This is a genomic window from Roseobacter cerffii, assembly GCF_054226325.1.
Genome location: NZ_CM135757.1, coordinates 2511798 through 2528442, shown reverse-complemented (window position 1 = coordinate 2528442; position 16645 = coordinate 2511798). Strand labels below are relative to the sequence as shown.

The 16645-nt window shown below is 62.3% G+C and carries 17 protein-coding genes and 1 tRNA gene; 9 read left to right on the top strand and 9 right to left on the bottom strand.

The features are described 5' to 3' along the window. The first annotated feature begins 48 nt into the window (after positions 1 to 48). Complete coding sequence (locus ACVC7O_RS12250; protein ID WP_458322412.1) at positions 49 to 1374, top strand: ATP-binding protein; 1326 nt, start codon at positions 49 to 51, stop codon at positions 1372 to 1374. On the opposite strand, the gene ACVC7O_RS12245 is transcribed toward ACVC7O_RS12250, so the two are convergent. Both ACVC7O_RS12245 and ACVC7O_RS12240 read right to left on the bottom strand, forming a co-directional pair. After that, the gene (locus ACVC7O_RS12245) at positions 1371 to 2102 is read right to left on the bottom strand and encodes a VPLPA-CTERM sorting domain-containing protein (RefSeq protein WP_458322411.1); all 732 of its coding nucleotides are present in this window, start codon (positions 2100 to 2102) and stop codon (positions 1371 to 1373) included. The genes ACVC7O_RS12250 and ACVC7O_RS12245 overlap by 4 nt on opposite strands. A 302-nt stretch (positions 2103 to 2404) precedes the next feature. Then, positions 2405 to 2481: transfer RNA gene (locus tag ACVC7O_RS12240), tRNA-Ile, on the bottom strand. Positions 2482 to 2610: 129 nt separating this feature from the next. Between ACVC7O_RS12240 and purM the strand changes: the two genes are divergently transcribed. The 3 genes from purM to rnd all read left to right on the top strand — a co-directional run bounded on the left by purM (position 2611) and on the right by rnd (position 5504). Beyond that, positions 2611 to 3657: a phosphoribosylformylglycinamidine cyclo-ligase gene (purM, locus tag ACVC7O_RS12235; RefSeq protein WP_458322410.1), complete on the top strand. Its 1047-nt coding sequence runs from the start codon at positions 2611 to 2613 to the stop codon at positions 3655 to 3657. After that, positions 3654 to 4247 (top strand): phosphoribosylglycinamide formyltransferase, encoded by a 594-nt coding sequence (purN, locus tag ACVC7O_RS12230; RefSeq protein WP_458322409.1) that lies wholly within the window; start codon positions 3654 to 3656, stop codon positions 4245 to 4247. The genes purM and purN overlap by 4 nt, the downstream gene beginning before the upstream one ends. Positions 4248 to 4343: 96 nt before the next feature. Continuing rightward, complete coding sequence (gene rnd, locus ACVC7O_RS12225; RefSeq protein ID WP_458322408.1) at positions 4344 to 5504, top strand: ribonuclease D; 1161 nt, start codon at positions 4344 to 4346, stop codon at positions 5502 to 5504. A gap of 13 nt (positions 5505 to 5517) precedes the next feature. On the opposite strand, the gene ACVC7O_RS12220 is transcribed toward rnd, so the two are convergent. After that, positions 5518 to 6033 carry a hypothetical protein gene (locus ACVC7O_RS12220; protein ID WP_458322407.1) on the bottom strand — a complete coding sequence of 172 codons (516 nt, stop codon included), beginning with the start codon at positions 6031 to 6033 and terminating at the stop codon, positions 5518 to 5520. Between the two features lie 124 nt (positions 6034 to 6157). Between ACVC7O_RS12220 and ACVC7O_RS12215 the strand changes: the two genes are divergently transcribed. Next, positions 6158 to 6568 (top strand): SufE family protein, encoded by a 411-nt coding sequence (locus tag ACVC7O_RS12215; protein WP_458322406.1) that lies wholly within the window; start codon positions 6158 to 6160, stop codon positions 6566 to 6568. A gap of 63 nt (positions 6569 to 6631) precedes the next feature. Here ACVC7O_RS12215 and ACVC7O_RS12210 read toward each other — a convergent pair whose 3' ends face one another. The 4 genes from ACVC7O_RS12210 to ACVC7O_RS12195 all read right to left on the bottom strand — a co-directional run bounded on the left by ACVC7O_RS12210 (position 6632) and on the right by ACVC7O_RS12195 (position 12553). After that, positions 6632 to 7270 (bottom strand): DUF1638 domain-containing protein, encoded by a 639-nt coding sequence (locus ACVC7O_RS12210; protein WP_458322405.1) that lies wholly within the window; start codon positions 7268 to 7270, stop codon positions 6632 to 6634. Between the two features lie 70 nt (positions 7271 to 7340). Beyond that, positions 7341 to 8039: a corrinoid protein gene (locus ACVC7O_RS12205; protein WP_458322404.1), complete on the bottom strand. Its 699-nt coding sequence runs from the start codon at positions 8037 to 8039 to the stop codon at positions 7341 to 7343. A gap of 213 nt (positions 8040 to 8252) precedes the next feature. Further along, complete coding sequence (locus ACVC7O_RS12200) at positions 8253 to 11390, bottom strand: efflux RND transporter permease subunit (RefSeq protein WP_458322403.1); 3138 nt, start codon at positions 11388 to 11390, stop codon at positions 8253 to 8255. Next, positions 11390 to 12553, bottom strand: coding sequence for an efflux RND transporter periplasmic adaptor subunit (locus ACVC7O_RS12195; RefSeq protein ID WP_458322402.1), 1164 nt, complete (start codon positions 12551 to 12553; stop codon positions 11390 to 11392). The genes ACVC7O_RS12200 and ACVC7O_RS12195 overlap by 1 nt, the downstream gene beginning before the upstream one ends. Positions 12554 to 12632: 79 nt before the next feature. Between ACVC7O_RS12195 and ACVC7O_RS12190 the strand changes: the two genes are divergently transcribed. Then, positions 12633 to 13262, top strand: a complete 630-nt coding sequence (locus tag ACVC7O_RS12190) for a TetR/AcrR family transcriptional regulator (RefSeq protein WP_458322401.1) — start codon at positions 12633 to 12635, stop codon at positions 13260 to 13262. A gap of 4 nt (positions 13263 to 13266) precedes the next feature. Here ACVC7O_RS12190 and bmt read toward each other — a convergent pair whose 3' ends face one another. After that, on the bottom strand, positions 13267 to 14289 hold the full coding sequence (gene bmt / locus ACVC7O_RS12185; protein WP_458322400.1) for a betaine--homocysteine S-methyltransferase: 1023 nt from the start codon (positions 14287 to 14289) through the stop codon (positions 13267 to 13269). 155 nt (positions 14290 to 14444) lie between these two features. Next, complete coding sequence (locus ACVC7O_RS12180) at positions 14445 to 14759, bottom strand: DUF1476 domain-containing protein (RefSeq protein ID WP_458322399.1); 315 nt, start codon at positions 14757 to 14759, stop codon at positions 14445 to 14447. A 154-nt stretch (positions 14760 to 14913) separates the two neighbouring features. On the opposite strand from ACVC7O_RS12180, the gene purC reads away from it, so the two are divergent. Genes purC through purQ form a run of 3 tightly spaced genes read left to right on the top strand, consistent with a single transcriptional unit; the run spans position 14914 to position 16621 of the window. Continuing rightward, positions 14914 to 15675: a phosphoribosylaminoimidazolesuccinocarboxamide synthase gene (gene purC / locus ACVC7O_RS12175; RefSeq protein WP_458322398.1), complete on the top strand. Its 762-nt coding sequence runs from the start codon at positions 14914 to 14916 to the stop codon at positions 15673 to 15675. A 47-nt stretch (positions 15676 to 15722) separates the two neighbouring features. Continuing rightward, positions 15723 to 15953, top strand: coding sequence for a phosphoribosylformylglycinamidine synthase subunit PurS (purS, locus tag ACVC7O_RS12170; RefSeq protein WP_458322397.1), 231 nt, complete (start codon positions 15723 to 15725; stop codon positions 15951 to 15953). After that, entirely contained in the window at positions 15953 to 16621 is a 669-nt protein-coding gene (gene purQ / locus ACVC7O_RS12165) for a phosphoribosylformylglycinamidine synthase subunit PurQ (protein ID WP_458322396.1), read from the top strand. The genes purS and purQ overlap by 1 nt, the downstream gene beginning before the upstream one ends. Positions 16622 to 16645 lie beyond the last annotated feature (24 nt).

Here is a 16645-nt window from a genome sequence, read left to right as displayed (position 1 = left end):
GGCCATTCGCTCTTTCTAAAGGGCAGGGGCGCCGCTAGGGTCTAGCCCATGTCATTCGTCTGGCTCAAACATTATATGCCGCGGAGCCTTTATGCGCGGGCGGTTTTGATCCTGCTTCTGCCGGTCGTCGTGCTGCAACTGGTGGTGACTGTTCTGTTTCTGACCCGCCATTTCGAGGATGTAACGCAGCAGATGACGACGACTGTCGCAAGAGAATTGCGACTGGTGCTCGATGTGATTGATGATGCGCCAGAGCGTGCAGCCATCGGTGATCATGTTGAGGCGACGCTGTCGCAACTGGCCGTGACGGTAGAGACGGTCGCGGCGGATGATGTTCCGCTCACGGATCAGCGCGGCTTCATGGATTTCTCGGGCCGGGTCATCGTGGGTATGTTGCCTGCGCTGGTGCAGCGGGTAACGTCGGTCGATCTGACGGAGAACCGGCGGGTCAACGTCTATGCCGAGAGCCGGTTCGGTCCGGTCATGATTGGCTTTGATCGGCGCCGGATATCGGCCTCAAACCCGCACCAGCTCTTCGTGAACATGATCTTCTTCGGCGGCCTTGTCACCGTGATCGCCATCCTCTACCTGCGCAATCAACTGCGGCCGATCAAGCGGCTGGCGAGCGCGGCGGAGGCCTTTGGGCGGGGTCGCCATGAACCCTACAGCCCCGCAGGCGCCTTGGAAGTGCGGGCCGCGGGCAATGCGTTCCTGGACATGCGCAACCGGATTGAGCGGCAGATCGAGCAGCGTACCCTTATGCTCTCGGGCGTCAGCCATGATCTGCGCACACCGCTTACGCGGATGCGGCTCAGCCTGTCGATGCTCGATGAGGACGAACGGACCGCGCTGGAGCAGGATGTGGACGACATGCAAAGCATGCTCGACGCGTTCCTGAACTTCGTAAAAGGCGCGGGCGAGGGGGAACCGGAGGCGATTGAACCGCACTCCTTCGTGGCTGGCATCGTTGAAGAAGCGCGACGGGCCGGGCGCGATGTCACCTTGATGCCGTCCGAGGGGGACGGCGAAGGCACGGTGCAGCTCAACGGGTTGGCGATGCGTCGCGCGCTGGACAATCTGATCTCCAATGCGGTCCGCTACGGTGCGATGGCCGAGGTCTCGGTGCTGCTGACCGACAAGACGCTGCGGGTGCGGGTGGAGGATGACGGGCCGGGCATTCCGGAGCACAGGCGGGCCGAGGCCACAAGGCCCTTCACCCGGCTGGATGCGGCGCGCAATCAAGATCGCGGTGGAGGCGTGGGCCTGGGCCTTGCCATCGCGACGGATATTGCGCGGGCGCATGGGGGCGTCTTGCGGTTGAGCAGTTCCGACCGGCTTGGCGGATTGCGCGCTGACATTGTGATCGCGCGCTAAGCTTGGCCGCAGATGCTGAGTCGGCGCAGGGCAACGAGACTGACAATCCCGCTGAGCAGCAGCCATGCACCGACAGGCAAAGGCACCGGACTTGGCGCAACGCCGGTCTCTTTAGGCCAATTGTCCTCGGGCTCACCGCCGGTTCGGGTGGGATCACCGTCTTCCGGATCGGTCAAAAGCGTCTGGATCGGCGTGTCTCCACCGCCGCCGCCTCCGCCACCAGATCCGCCCCCGAAAGGTGCGCCGAAGCTGGCAAAGGTGGCTGGTCGCGCTCCGGTCCCGCGGCCGAACAGCCGCAGCGCGTTTTGTTGCGGCAGGATCAGTTGCCCCTGTACAACCCGCCCGCCGAGGATAGGCCCCCAAAACTCCGCCTTTGATGCAGGCTCGGGCGCGGCAGTCTCTTCATCGAAGCTCACCACCTCCTTGCGGCAGGCATCGGCATAGCGTGAGAAATACTGCTCCCATTCCGACGGCTGCGCCGGACGTCCGATCAATTCCGCAAGCCGGAATGGCGTGAGGGCTTCGTTGCAGGGCTCAGGCAAACAAGTCCGGGGCAGGCGCATCCCTTTCCCCGCCGCGAAGAAGGCGAGATCAATGTCTTCCTCGGCGATGCAATCACCACCCAAGGGGTCTTCGCGCAAGAGCTCCGCAAGGGAGAACGCGCCCAGGGGTTCTGTCTCGATGTCGGGAAGGTCGGTGACCGTGCTGGCGGCCAGCTGAAAAGGCATTGCCGCTGATGAAAACAGCATTGCCGCACATACCAGTTTTACTCGCACACCAAACACGGGCATCGCCCCACGGTTACCAAAAGCATCGTCACTCAACAGACGCTTCAGCAGCACACATCGCTAAAGCGGCCTCATTTTTAACACAAATTGTCTGAAATGTGGCAAAATTATGAACGTATGGTAAACAAATCTATCTTTTAAAATCAAGGTGCTACCTGGATTCCCGCCCAGGTTGGGCCACAGTGGGCCAGTTTGCGTGCCACAAAAATGCCTGATTCTTAAGGCTGGCGATTTTAGAGGGATGGTAGGCCCGGCAGGACTTGAACCCGCAACCAAAGCGTTATGAGCGCTCTGCTCTAACCAATTGAGCTACAGGCCCGCCATGATCGCTGGGTACGGTGCCCGGCTGCCCGCGTCAAGAGCGTGGTTGCCGCTGTCAGGTCATTGCAAGCGGCCGGTGAATGCTCTAACCCCCGGGCATCCAACGAGCGGCGCGAGGGACCCTGCCATGACACTGCCCAAGAACGGGATCACCTATGCGGATGCGGGCGTGGATATCGATGCGGGCAATGCGCTGGTCGACCGGATCAAACCTGCCGCAAAACGCACCAACCGCCCCGGTGTCATGGCCGGTCTGGGTGGCTTCGGCGCGCTCTTTGACCTAAAGGCTGCGGGCTACGTCGATCCGATCCTCGTGGCGGCGACCGATGGTGTGGGGACAAAGCTGCGCATCGCTATTGATACCGGCCATGTGGACGGGGTGGGCATCGACCTCGTCGCCATGTGCGTGAACGATCTGGTCTGCCAAGGTGCAGAGCCTTTGTTTTTCCTTGATTATTTCGCGACAGGGGCCTTGGACACGGATCAGGCTGCGCGGATCATCGAAGGGATCGCCAAGGGGTGCGAAGGCGCGGGTTGCGCGCTGATCGGCGGCGAGACCGCCGAGATGCCGGGGATGTATCCGGCGGGCGACTTCGATCTGGCCGGATTTTCCGTAGGTGCGATGGAGCGCGGCGCCGATTTGCCCGCAGGCGTGGCCGAGGGCGACGTGCTGCTGGGGCTGGCGTCGGATGGGGTGCATTCCAACGGCTACAGTCTCGTGCGCAAGCTGGTCGAGATGTCCGGCCTGGGCTGGGGCGATGCCTGCCCCTGGTCGGATCAGTCGCTTGGTGCCGATCTAATGACCCCGACCCGGCTCTATGTCCGCCCCGCGCTTGCCGCGCTGACGGCGGGCGGTGTGCATGCGCTGGCGCATATCACCGGTGGTGGGCTCACGGAGAACCTGCCGCGCGTGCTGCCGGATGATCTTGGCGCGACGATCGACCTTGATACATGGGAACTGCCCGATGTCTTCCGGTGGATGGCGCAAACCGGTGGGATCGCGGAAGCGGAGCTGTTGAAGACCTTCAACTGCGGTATCGGGCTGATCCTCGTTGTCGAGCCAGCGCGCGCGGAGGCTCTGGTGGCTCTGTTGCAAGGTGAAGGCGAAACGGTTCACCGTATTGGCACCGTGGGCAGTGCCCCGGGTGTCCAATATCAGGGCGCGCTGCTTTGACCAAGCGCGTCGCGATTTTCATTTCGGGCGGCGGGTCGAACATGCTCAAGCTGTTGGAGAGCATGCAGGGCGATCACCCCGCGCGGGCCTGTGTTGTCTTGTCAAACGATCCACGCGCAGGCGGGCTCGAATTGGCCGAGGCGCGCGGTGTGCCAACCGAAGTGGTGCGGCATCAGCCCTTCGATGGGGATCGGGAAGCGTTTGAACATGCGATCACCGGTGCGATTGCGCATCACGCCCCGGATATCATCTGTCTCGCGGGGTTCATGCGCAAGCTGACCGCGGGCTTCATCGATCCCTGGCGCGGGCATATGCTGAACATCCACCCGTCACTGTTGCCGAAGTACAAGGGTCTGCATACCCACCGCAGAGTGCTCGAGGCCGGCGATGCCTCGCATGGATGCACCGTGCACGAGGTCACGCCCGCGCTGGATGACGGGCCCATCCTCGGTCAGGCGACCGTGTTGGTGCGGCCCGACGACACGGAACAGACACTTGCCGCCCGCGTTCTGGAGCAGGAGCACCGGCTTTATCCCATGGTTCTGGAGCGGTTTGTTGCGGGAGATCGGCGCCCTATCCTGCTGCGCTGAGGGCGTCGGATGCGGTTCTGGCCAAAGGCGGATGCGTCGTGTAACAGTCCGATGACTGGGTCCAGTTGATACTCGCGAAGAAAAAGAAAAGCCCACATGAAAACACTCACAACGACCGCCGAGCTGGCCGCGTTCTGCACCGAGGCGTCCAGGCATGACTACGTGACGGTCGATACAGAGTTCTTGCGGGAGCGTACCTATTACTCGAAGCTCTGCCTGATCCAGCTTGCCATGCCGGGCACTGATGATGACACGGCGGTGCTGGTGGACCCGCTGGTGGAGGGGATGTCGCTCGAACCGCTGTATGATCTCTTTCGCGATACGTCCGTGGTCAAGGTCTTCCACGCAGCGCGACAGGACCTCGAGATTTTCTACGTCGATGCCAAGGTCTTCCCCGAGCCGCTCTTTGACACACAGGTCGCTGCCATGGTCTGCGGCTTTGGAGAGCAGGTGGGCTATGAGACCCTCGTGCGTCGCATCGCGAAGAAGTCGCTCGACAAGACATCACGATTTACCGATTGGTCGCGGCGCCCGCTGACCGCAGCCCAGAAGACCTATGCGCTGGCTGATGTGACGCATCTGCGCGAGATCTATGAACATCTTGCGCAAAAGCTCGAAGAGACGGGACGCAGCCGTTGGGTGCAGGAAGAGTTGACGGTTCTGACCAGCCCGGAAACCTATGTGGTTGTGCCGGAAGAGGCTTGGCGCCGTGTGAAGACCCGGACGAATTCGCCGCGTTTTCTCGCGGTGGTCCGAGAACTGGCCGCCTTCCGGGAGAGATTTGCGCAGGAGCGCAACATCCCGCGCAACCGGGTTTTCAAGGATGACGCGCTGGTCGAGTTGGCCTCCAACAAGCCCAAAACCACCGAGGAGTTGGGCCGGTCCCGGCTGCTGCTCCGCGAGGCGCGGCGCGGGGATATCGCCGACGGTATTCTGGCGGCTGTCGCAACGGGCGTGACTTGCGCGCAGGATGATATGCCCAAACCGGATCGCTCGCGGGACAAGCTGCAGGTGAACCCGGCCTTGGCTGATCTGCTGCGCGTGCTGCTGAAGGCCAAGACTGAGAGCGCGGGCGTGGCGGCCAAGCTGATCGCACCGGCAGCGGATCTCGACGCGATTGCGGCAGGGTTGCGCGACGTGGCGGCCCTGCATGGGTGGCGAAAAGAGGTGTTCGGCGCAGACGCTCTGCGGCTCTGTGACGGGAAGATCGCGCTTGCGGCGGACGGCTCGGACGTGCGGATCGTCGCGCTCGACTAGCTCGTGATAGGCGTCAGCGGCGCGCTTGCAGGGCGTTGCGGTCGCCCTCAACCCGGATGGTGCGTGCGCCAGCCAGCGTTTGATCCGTGACTTTGCGGGCGACGACAACCTCGCGGGTCACAGGAGCGCCTTGTGGCCGCCCGGAGCTGCGCAGCCCTTCCAACCGGTATGTCAGCACACCATCCACGGCCGTTTCCTCGTCCGTTGCCGGCGTCAGGCGCACATCGTAGACGCCTTGCACGGCGGCCACACCGGTTGCTCGAATGATAGCCCCGCCCGGCACGCGCTCAATCACCAGGTCACTCACCGTATCAATCGGCTGGCCGAGATAGACATCGCGGTCGCGGTTGGAACTGAACAGCCCTGTGCGGGTCGGGATCAACGGGTTTTCATCGCCCTCGGGGACAACCACCGGCGCGGGTTCGCCGCGGCCAAACCAGTTGGCAGGGTTCACACGGCTGTCGCGAAAGCCGCCACAGGCAGAGAGCACCAGGGTCGAGACCAGAAGAACGGAAACTGTCGTACGCATGGGGCCTGCCATCAATTCTTGTTCTCTTTCGATTATCTCATCTGACCCGCGTTGAAAAGCGTCAAGGCAGGCTGGACCTTTGCAGGTGCGCGGCTTACCTGCAGGGAAGACGAAGAGGACAGACATGGCACAGGCAGAGTTTGAAGAGCTGGTCGAAGATTTTGAATTCCTCGAGGATTGGGAAGATCGCTACCGGCTCGTGATCGAAGAGGGCAAGGCGATGGCTCCGCTGGACGCGGCGCTGAAGGTGCCTGCGACCAAGGTGGAGGGGTGCGCGAGCCAGGTCTGGCTGCACGCGGTCACCGAGGGCGGTACGCTGCACTTCGACGGGGAGAGCGATGCGATGATCGTGAACGGGCTGATTGCAGTGTTGCGCAAGCTGTATAATGGGTTGCCCATGTCCGAGGTGCTGGCGGTGGATGCAAGGGCCGAGATGGCGCGGCTGGGTCTGAACGATCATCTTTCTGCGCAGCGATCTAACGGGCTGCGCGCAATGATCGAGCGGATACGCTTGGTGGCCTCTACGACTGTTTAATCCAGCGGAGGCGCCTGCGGCGCCGCAAAGTCCCTTAGGACTTTGCGGCGCAGTGGCGAGGTCTCACAGTTTGGCGAGCGTGGTCGCGAGGTCGCCATATCCCGTGAACCGACGCTCGAAGGTGAGGCCCAACAGATCGGCGCAGGCTTTGGCTTTCGTCGTCAGCTCCGGATCGTCGGTCTGCGCCTGGTAGACCAGCTTTTCGTAGTTCCCGAAATACATGTCGCGCAGCTCCGGGTGGCGGTCGAGTCCCATGGGTTTCACCACGAAGGCGTCGAACTGACGGACCAGAAAGTCGGTGAGATAGAACGTGGTGAACTCCGTCTCGCTTTGATCGGCAAAGCGGGCGTTGCCTTCGAAGAAGGAATAGCAGTGCGGGCCCGCGACCATCTCGACGCCCAGCTCTTCACAGGCCGCTTGCAGCAGGCCCCCTGTGCCGCAATCCGCATAGACCACGAAGATCTGATCATAGGTGGCGCGGTGTTTAGCGACCGCCTCACGCACACTCGCGGTGATCTTTTCGGGGTAGAGGTGGTATTTGGCGGGCAGGCAGGTGAGATCGAGATGCTCCCAGCCGTTCGCCGCTTTCAGATCAAGGATTTCGCGCGCCAGAGCACCGCAGGCGATCAACAGCACCTTCCCGCGCGCGCTGTCGAGAGGCAGCCCGGCTTCGGTCAATGCGGTATCACTTATCTCCGGCATAGCGCCCTCTCAAAAGCAAAAGCCTGCACCGGGCCCCGGGTGCAGGCTTTCAACACCATGCGCGCAGGGGTCAGGCGCTTTTCTGATTGTGCTTGCGGCCGACCCATTCCTTGGCGGTTTCCACTGCGACAGCCGCGTCACGACAATAGGCATCTGCGCCGATGGCCTTGCCGAACTCCTCGTTCAGAGGCGCGCCGCCGACCAGTACGATGTAGTCATCGCGCACGCCCTGTTCGACCATCGTGTCGATCACGACTTTCATGTAGGGCATTGTCGTCGTCAGCAGGGCAGACATGCCGAGGATATCAGGCGCCTCGGTCTCCAGCGCCTCCATGTATTTCTCGACGGCGTTGTTGATCCCGAGATCCACAACTTCAAAACCGGCGCCCTCCATCATCATGCCAACGAGGTTCTTGCCGATGTCGTGGATATCGCCCTTGACCGTGCCAATCACCATCTTGCCCACACGTGGTGCGCCGGTTTCGGCCAGCAGGGGTTTCAGGATGGCCATGCCGCCCTTCATCGCATTCGCCGCCAGCAGAACTTCGGGCACGAAGAGAATGCCGTCGCGGAAGTCGTGACCGACGATGGTCATCCCCCCCACCAGCGCTTTTGTGAGGATGTCGTAAGGCTGCCAGCCGCGTTCGAGCAGGATCTTGACCCCTTCCTCGATCTCTTCCTTGAGACCGTCGTAGAGGTCATCGAACATCTGTTGGACCAGCTCTTCGTCGTCCAGCTCCGACAGGATGATTTCGTCTTCGTCCGACATGGGCAATCCTTTATCGCTGCCCCGGCTTGCGGGGTCTGGCCTTTGGTCCGTTTTGACAGATAGCGTGAAACGCACTGTCCAAATAGCGACACGGTGCTACGCCCGTGCGACCATCTGACGCGAATTTTATCGCGCGGAAAGAGCCGTCTACAAGAGGCGGCGCGCCAGACCTGTCCGAAATCTTTTCATAAAGATATAGAGGTTAAACGCAGGTTACTCTGCCGCCTGGACGAGGTTGAGCACCGGTTGCGGCTCAGGTTTGCGCGTGGTCTCTGCGGTGCGCTTTGCGTAGAGCAGCGCGAACATTGGCGGCGTGAAGTAGAAGGAGACCACCGTAGAGAGCAGCACACCGCCCGCGACCGACATGGCAAATGGCGGCCAGAAGCCACCACCCGCGAGGATCAGCGGCAGGAAGCCCCCGAACGTGGTGATGGTGGTGCTGATGATGTGCCGGCTCGACCCCATCAGGACGCCCACCATTGCGTCGGCGTCGCCCATACGCGCGTCAGGGTCGTCGCGCAGCCCGGTCATGATGATGATCGCGGCGTTGATCGACACACCAATCGAGCCGATGACACCGATGATCGCGTTGATGCCGAACGGGTACTGGAAGACCGCCAGCGCGAGAATGCTGAGCCCCGCGGAGAGCACGCTGACCACCAGCGCGATGGCGGACAGGCGGAAGGAGTTGAAGGTCATCACGATAGCGGCAATCGACAGTGTCACGATCAGCCCGAGCGAGGCGAGCAGGTTGCCCATGGTCTCGGCGCGCGCGTCGCTGTCGCCGCCGATCTCCAACCGGTAGCCTGCGGGCAGGGCGAAGCCTTCGGCTTGAAGCGCGGCTTGCACATCGACAAGCGCCTCTTCGGGCAGCACGTCGCGGAGGATGAAAGCCTGGATTGTGTTCACGCGCTCGGCGTTGCGCCGGGTAATGATCGGATCGCTCGGGGTCAGGGTCAGGTCGGCGATGGCCGAGAGGGGCACGCCAGGGAAGCTGCCCTCGGCGGAGAGGGCGGCAGCGTTGGGCGGCAGCAAGATCATATCGGCAATGGCGGTGAGATCGCTGCGCATGGCATCGCCGAAGCGCACCCGGACAGGCAGCTCCTCGGGGCCCTCAAGCAGAGAGCCACCCGCAACACCTTCGAGCCCCGCTTCGAGCTGGCGCGATACGGAGGCGAGTTCCAGTCCCAACTGACGGGCTTTGGCTTCATCGACGTCAATGCTGACCTCGGGCGCGCCGGTTGTTACGGTTCCCCGGGCCAGGGTGACCATATCCACATCCGCGACGATGCGCCGGACCTCTGCACCCACTTCGCGCAGGGTTGCGAGATCCGGGCCCACGATGCGCAGCTCGACAGGGGCATCAACCGGTGGGCCCTGCACAAGGCCGCGCACGAGCACCTGGGCCTCCGGCGCTGCGCTGTCGATCTCCCGCTCGAGCCGGGCGATCAGGGTCTCGGTGGCGTCCGGCGAGGTGGTGGTGACGAGCGCTTCGGCAAAACGGGCAGCATTGTCCCGACCGCCAGCCATATTGTAGTAGAAGGCGGGTGCGGATTTCCCCAACACCCAGGATACCTGATCGGTCTCGGGCGCGTTGCGGAGCAAATCATCAAGGCGCGCGACGACTTCCGCCGTCTGCCCAATTGCTGCGCCGGGCCGCAGATCGACTTCGATGTGGAACTGGTCGCGGTCGACCCCGGGGAAGAATTGAGCTGTCAACAGCGGCATGGACATGAAGCCCAAGATCGGCAGCACAAGTGCAAAGGCAACCGAGCGCAGCGGATTGCGTACCGCCCACCGCAGGCTGGCAGCGAAGGCTGCTGACAGGGCGGGCAGTTTGAGGCCCGAGGACATGAGGCCGCTCTTGTCCGAGTTGGGCATGGTCCAGCCGGCGATGGCGGGCGTCAGCGTGACGGCGACCACGAAGGACCACATCAGCATGGTGACCACGGCAATGGCGATAGAGCCCACGAAATCGCCCGCCGGACCTGGCAGCAGGATCATGGGGGTAAAGGAGAGCGCGGTCGTCACTGTCGAGGCAAAAAGCGGGGCGAGCAATCGGCGTACCGCTCCGCGCACCGCGGCGATCCGGGCCTGGCCCTTGGCGATCCGCTGTCCGACCTCGTCGGTCATCACGATGCCCGCATCAACCAGCAGCCCCAGCGCCACGATCAAACCGGTGACAGACATCTGGTGGATGGCCAGGCCGATGATGTTCATGGTGGCCAAGGTCGCGAGCGAGACGATCGGCAATATCAAGGCCACGATCAGCGCCGCGCGCACGCCCATGGTGATCAGCAGCACACCGACCACCAGCGCCACGCCAATCGCCATATTGCCGCCCACTTCAGCAAGCCGCTCAGCGGTGTAGCGGCTCTGGTCAAAGATCAACTCGGCCGTGATGCTGTCAGGCACCGTTGTCTGGAACATTGCAAGTTCCGCAACCACCCGATCCATCCACACATCGACCTGTAAGCCGTCCTCGAGCTTGGCGCCGACAAGAACCGCTGGAGCACCATTGTGCAGCGCCTGCTCGGCCAGCGGCAAGCGCGGGCCGCGACTGATCTCGGCGATGTCGGCGACGCGGGTGACCTGGCCATCAGGGCCTTCGCGGACAATCATCTCGCGCACGCGGTCGAGCGCTGTGATGTCTCCGGCGATATCGATGATCAGCTCGTTGTCGAGGCTGCGTAGCCGTCCGGCTTGCCCTTTGCTGTCAGCGCGCGCAATGGCCGCGGACACATCGTCGGCTGTAAGCCCGAGCGCGGCCGTCCTGACCGGATCAAGCGTCACCAGAACTTCTTCTTCCGGGGCGCCGAAGGTTTCGACCTGTTTGGTGCCTGCGGTGCTGCGCAACTGGTCGGCGAGGGTTTCGGCATAGCGGCCCATGATCGACAGCGGCACGTCCGCGTGATCCGCCGATAACGCGATAATGGCGCCAAAGGTGCCTGCGCCATCGGACGAAAACTCCGGCGTCAGGGCGCCTTGCGGGAAATTCGCCTCCGCATCACCCAAGGCGTCACGGATTTCGGACCACACCTGTTCGATCCTATCATCCGGCAGCGTTTCAAGCAGGTCCACCTGGACGATGGAGATGCCGGTCGCCGAGGTCGAGTTGATCTCGTCCACCTCCGGGATTTCGCGCAGCTCATCTTCGATCTCTGCGGTGACCAATGTCTCGACGCGGGCAGGGTCTGCGCCGGGGTAGGGGGTCGTGATCGTCGCAAAGAGGTTGGTGATCGTCGGGTCTTCCTGTCGACCGATGGCCAGAAGCGCCGAGAGACCCGCCGCGATGATGACCAGCAGCGCGAGGGCGACGATGCGCGGTTCCCGGAAGGTGAGCGTTTCCATCAGCCTGCCTCGCCTGTGAGCTGCACGGTCTGACCGGAGACAACGCGGTGCGGACCATCCGGAATGAACTGCATACCGTCGGTGAAGGTGCCGCGGACGTAGGCCCGCGCCCCGTCGGAGAACAAAACCTCAACCGCTTCGGTGCCCACACGCAGGGCGTCGGACCTCTCGGGCAAGGTCATGAGCTGCCACAGCCCTCGGGGCGCGTCCTGCAAGGCCGAGAGGGGCACCCAGGCGCCGCGCTCAGCCACATGTTGGTTCAGAACCAGGGTGCCTGTTTCGCGTAACGGCGGCAGATCCTCGTCTGCGAAATTCAGCAAGACGGTGCGTGTACGGGTCGCGCCGTCCAACTCCGGCAACACGGAGTCCAGCGTCAGCGGATAGCGTGTGCCGGCAAAGATCGCCTCGAACTCGGCCGCTTCGGACAGGGCGCTCACGATGTCAGGCGTCAGGCCGACGCGGAACTGCTGGCCGCCGGTTTCAACCAGCGACAGGATCGCCTGTCCGGCGCCAACCGTGCCGCCGGTGTCGACCATCCGGGTCGAGATCGTCGCATCAAAGGGCGCGCGCAGCTCGGATTTCTCGAGCTGCAGGGCGACCGATACGAGGCTGGCATCGATCTCGGCGATGCGGGCTTCGAGTTCCGCCAGGCGCAAGGCCACATCGTCCACCGCCTGGTTGGACGCAAAGCCGCGTTCGCGCAGTTCGGTCTGCCGGTCGGTGGTCCGACGCGCCAGCTCGGTCTGTGCTTCCAGTGCGCGGCGGGAGGCGCGCAGGCGGGTCTGCTCGGCCTCGATCAACCGGGTGTCGAGCCGGGCAACGAGCGTTCCGGCAGTGACCGTATCTCCTTCATCCACCGCGAGCATGGCCACCGTGCCGCCCTGTTCGAAGGCCATGGTGGTGCGCTGTGCCGCTTGAATTTGTCCCGGAAAGTGACGCGCAACGCTGTAGCCGTCCTCGAGGGTCAGCCGTGCGGCGGTGACGGTCATCGGTGCTGTCGCATCGGGTGCTTCAACACCGGCGGCGCGCTCGGCCAAGACACTTTGGCCGAAGATCATCAAGCCGATGGCCAGTGCGATGGCCAAAAGGGTGAAGACTAAGGTGGCACCTTGTCGTAGGATGCGACGCCAGAGTGGTTTTTGCGGAGTTGCCGTAACGGTCATATGAAGCCTCACTTGCGAAGTAAGTGTCACTTACATATGTTATAGCCTCTAACTTTAGCAAGCGCAAAGGAACATTTTTTTGTCAGAGTCGCACGACACGCTGCCGGATCGGCGCACGACCTATCACCATGGAGACCTGCGCGGGCAGCTCCTGGAGGTGGTGCGCGATCTGGTGGAAACCCATGGTCCTGAAGGATTTTCCGTGGCCGAGGCGGCGCGCCGGGCCGGGGTCAGCACGGCGGCGCCGTACAAGCATTTCAAGGATCGCACCGATTTGCTGAATGCGCTTGTGTCGGACGCGATGGACCGTCTGGCACGCCAAATGGAGGAACAACGCGACCAATATCCAGCCGGGACCTACGAGGCGGTCGCGGGAATCGGGCAGGCCTATATCGACTTCGCCAAGGCGGAGCCGGGCATCTTCCGTCTGATGTTCGGCCTGACCGAAGGGCATGAGGACGAGGACGCGCTGCAGAAGAAAGGCAAGCTCTGCCGCGAGATTGTCGAGACTGCCTGCGGGGACTGTATCGGTGCGAATGCCAGCGATCAGGCGGCTGTCCTGTCGGCGTATATCCTCTGGACCAGCGTGCATGGCCACGCATTTCTCAGCATCGACAAGAAAAACAAGGACGAAGCCGAAGGCCTCGACGATTGGGATTTCCTGATGGCGGTGACGCGCGCTGTTCTGGAAGCGTCAGCCCGGCGCTGAAGCGTCAACTGGCGAGGCGACGGCGGCGCGAGCTGCGGCGCGCAGGCTTGGCCTCTTCACCGGTGCCATCGCTTTGTGACGAAAACGCGCCGAGGCGGCCCACGATCTCTTCGAGGCTCGGGGGCTGGGTCATCGTGCGCGTGTCCAACGCCTCGCGCATGTGGCGCAGATGCTCCGGTTGGGTGCCACAGCACCCTCCGATGATCGAAGCCCCGCAAGCGCGCGCCATGACCGCGTAATCCGCCATGAGTTCTGGCGTCCCGTCATAGTGAATATGGCCATCGACATATTTCGGAATGCCCGCGTTGCCCTTGGCGATCACCGGTCGCTCGGGGCCTTGCGCGGCAAAGCCAAGGATCGTGCGCAAAAGGTCCGATGCACCGGTGCCGCAGTTGGCTCCGAAGGCCAGCGGGGCATGATCGCTCAGGTCCTCGACCATCTTGACCATATCGGCGCTGGTCAGGCCCATCATGGTGCGGCCCGCGGTGTCGAAGCTCATCGTACCCACCCACTCGAGCTCGGCCAGCGCAAACCCTTCGGCGGCGGCGCGGTACTCCTCGGGGGCGCTGATTGTCTCGAGCCAGCCGATGTCAGCACCGCCGGACTTCAGACCATCCGCAGCCTCGTGAAACATTTCGACCGCCAGACTGTGACTAAGGGTGCCCACAGGCTCCATGATCTCACCCGTTGGCCCGACAGACCCCGCAACGATCACGGTGCGGCCCGCGATATCCGCCACGTCACGTGCGATTTCAGCAGAGACGCGGGCCAGTTCGTGCACCCGCTTCTCGGCATTATGAAGCTTCAGACGCGATGCGTTGGCGCCAAAGGAGTTGGTCAGAAAGACATCGCTGCCCGCCTCAACCGCCCCGCTGTAGAGTGCCTTGATCTTCTGGGGCTGGTCAGTGTTCCAAAGCTCAGGCGCGTCGCCCGACATAAGACCCATGTTGAAGAGGTTCGTGCCCGTCGCCCCATCGGCGAGCAGGGTGCCTTTGTCGGCCAGCAGGTCTATCATGGGGTTGGTCATGGCGCACCTCGATGCAAGAGAGGCCTTGCGCATGTCACGAACACCACATCAAAGCAAACTCATAAAACTCATCTTGGTTATGAATTTGAGAACAGCGCGTGTTCCATGATCGACCCATGCCGCCCGACGGGCCGATCATAATGCATTGAGAAAGCTCAGCTTTCCGCCATCAACTGCGCCTTCGCCTCAGCCATCAGTTCGACCATTTTTGTGCGAATTGTCGTCTCATCCGCCCGATGCCCCAGATCGCCAGAGACCTTGCGATAGACATCTTCGTCGCCAGCTTCCTCGAAATCGGATTTCACCACCTCCTTGGCATACTCCGCCGCATCGTCGCCGGTCTTACCCAGAAGATCCGCCGCCCAGAGCCCCAGCAGCTTGTTGCGCCGCGCCTCGGCCTTGAACTGCATCTCGGCGTCATGCGCATACTTGTTTTCAAAGGCGTTTTCGCGATCGTCGAAGGTGGTCATGGGTGTCTCTCCTGATGAACGGGTTCGTGTTGCAACAGATATGCGAGCTTGGCGCACATTGCGCAAGTGGCGCTGGCTTGCAGCAACGCGGGCCTTCCACTAAGAGGGGCGCAACGCGGTCGTGATCATCATGGCCCGAGGGGAAAGGACGCCCATGGCTCGGCGCAAGAAAATCTACGAAGGCAAAGCGAAAATCCTTTATGAAGGCCCGGAGCCGGGCACAATCGTGCAGTATTTCAAGGACGATGCCACCGCCTTCAACGCCGAGAAAAAGGCTGTGATCGAGGGCAAGGGCGTGCTGAACAACCGCCTGAGTGAATTTTTCATGACGGGCCTGGGGCAAATCGGCGTGCCCAATCACTTCATCAAGCGGCTGAACATGCGCGAGCAGTTGGTGCGCAGTGTCGAGATCGTGCCGCTTGAGATCATCGTGCGCAATTATGCGGCGGGCACCATGTCCAAGCGGCTGGGCATCGAGGAGGGTACGCAGCTGCCGCGCCCGATTGTCGAATACTGCTACAAAGATGACGCTCTCGGTGATCCTCTCGTGACCGAAGAGCACATCGCCGCCTTTGGTTGGGCGAGCCAGCAGGATATGGACGATATCCTGAGCCTGGCCCTGCGGGTGAATGACTTCCTGTCCGGCGTGATGGTTGCGGTCGGCATTCGGCTCGTGGACTTCAAGATCGAGGTCGGACGCATTTTTGACGGCGACTTCCAGCGCTTGATCGTCGCAGATGAGATCAGCCCGGACAGCTGCCGGCTCTGGGACATCGAGACGGGCCAGAAGCTCGACAAGGATGTTTTCCGCCGCGATCTGGGGGATCTGAAGGACGCATACACCGAGGTGGCACGGCGGCTTGGCGTGATGCCGAAGACCGCAGCGCCGATCACCAAGCCGACGCTGATCAACTAGAGGCGCTGGCAGGGTTTGAGTATTTTTGGAAGGGTGAAGGGCTGGGCATGAAAGCGCGTGTGCATGTGATGCTGAAAAACGGGGTTTTGGATCCGCAAGGTGAGGCGGTGCGCCATGCACTTGGGGCGCTGGGGTTTGACGGTGTGAAGGGGGTGCGGCAGGGCAAGGTGATCGAGCTTGATCTGGATGCGAGCGCCACCGAGGCCGATGTCAATGCGATGTGCGAGAAGCTGCTCGCCAATACGGTGATCGAGTCCTATTCGGTGGAGATGATCTGATGCATGCGGCGGTTGTTGTCTTTCCCGGATCAAACTGTGATCGCGACCTCGCCGTTGCCTTCGAGGCGGCGGGCGCCAAGGTCAGCATGGTCTGGCACAAGGACAGTGATCTGCCCTCTGGCGTCGATATCGTCGGCATTCCTGGCGGATTTTCCTTTGGCGACTACCTGCGCTGTGGGGCGATCGCGGCCAATTCGCCGATTTGCCGCTCGGTCGCTGATCACGCGGGCAAAGGCGGTTATGTGCTGGGCGTGTGCAACGGCTTTCAGGTGCTGACCGAGACTGGGCTTTTGCCGGGTGTGCTTCTGCGGAACGCAGGGTTGAAGTACATTTGCCAAACCGTTGGTTTGAAAGTGGAAACATCTCAGTCAGCCTATACTGAAGGCTACAATGCGGGTGACGTGATCGACATTCCCATTGCGCATCACGATGGCAACTACTTTGCCGACGACGAGACAATTGCGCGTCTGCAGGGCGAAGACCGGATCGCCTTTACCTACACGGACAACCCGAACGGGGCTCGTGCGGACATCGCTGGCATCCTTTCAGAGAACCGCCGCGTGCTCGGGATGATGCCGCATCCGGAACGTGCCGCGGACCATGTCCATGGGGGCACGGACGGACAGGCGCTCTTCCGCGCATTGGCAAACGCTCTCGTCAAAGCGTGACTTGAGCGCATAAGGCGCTTTCGC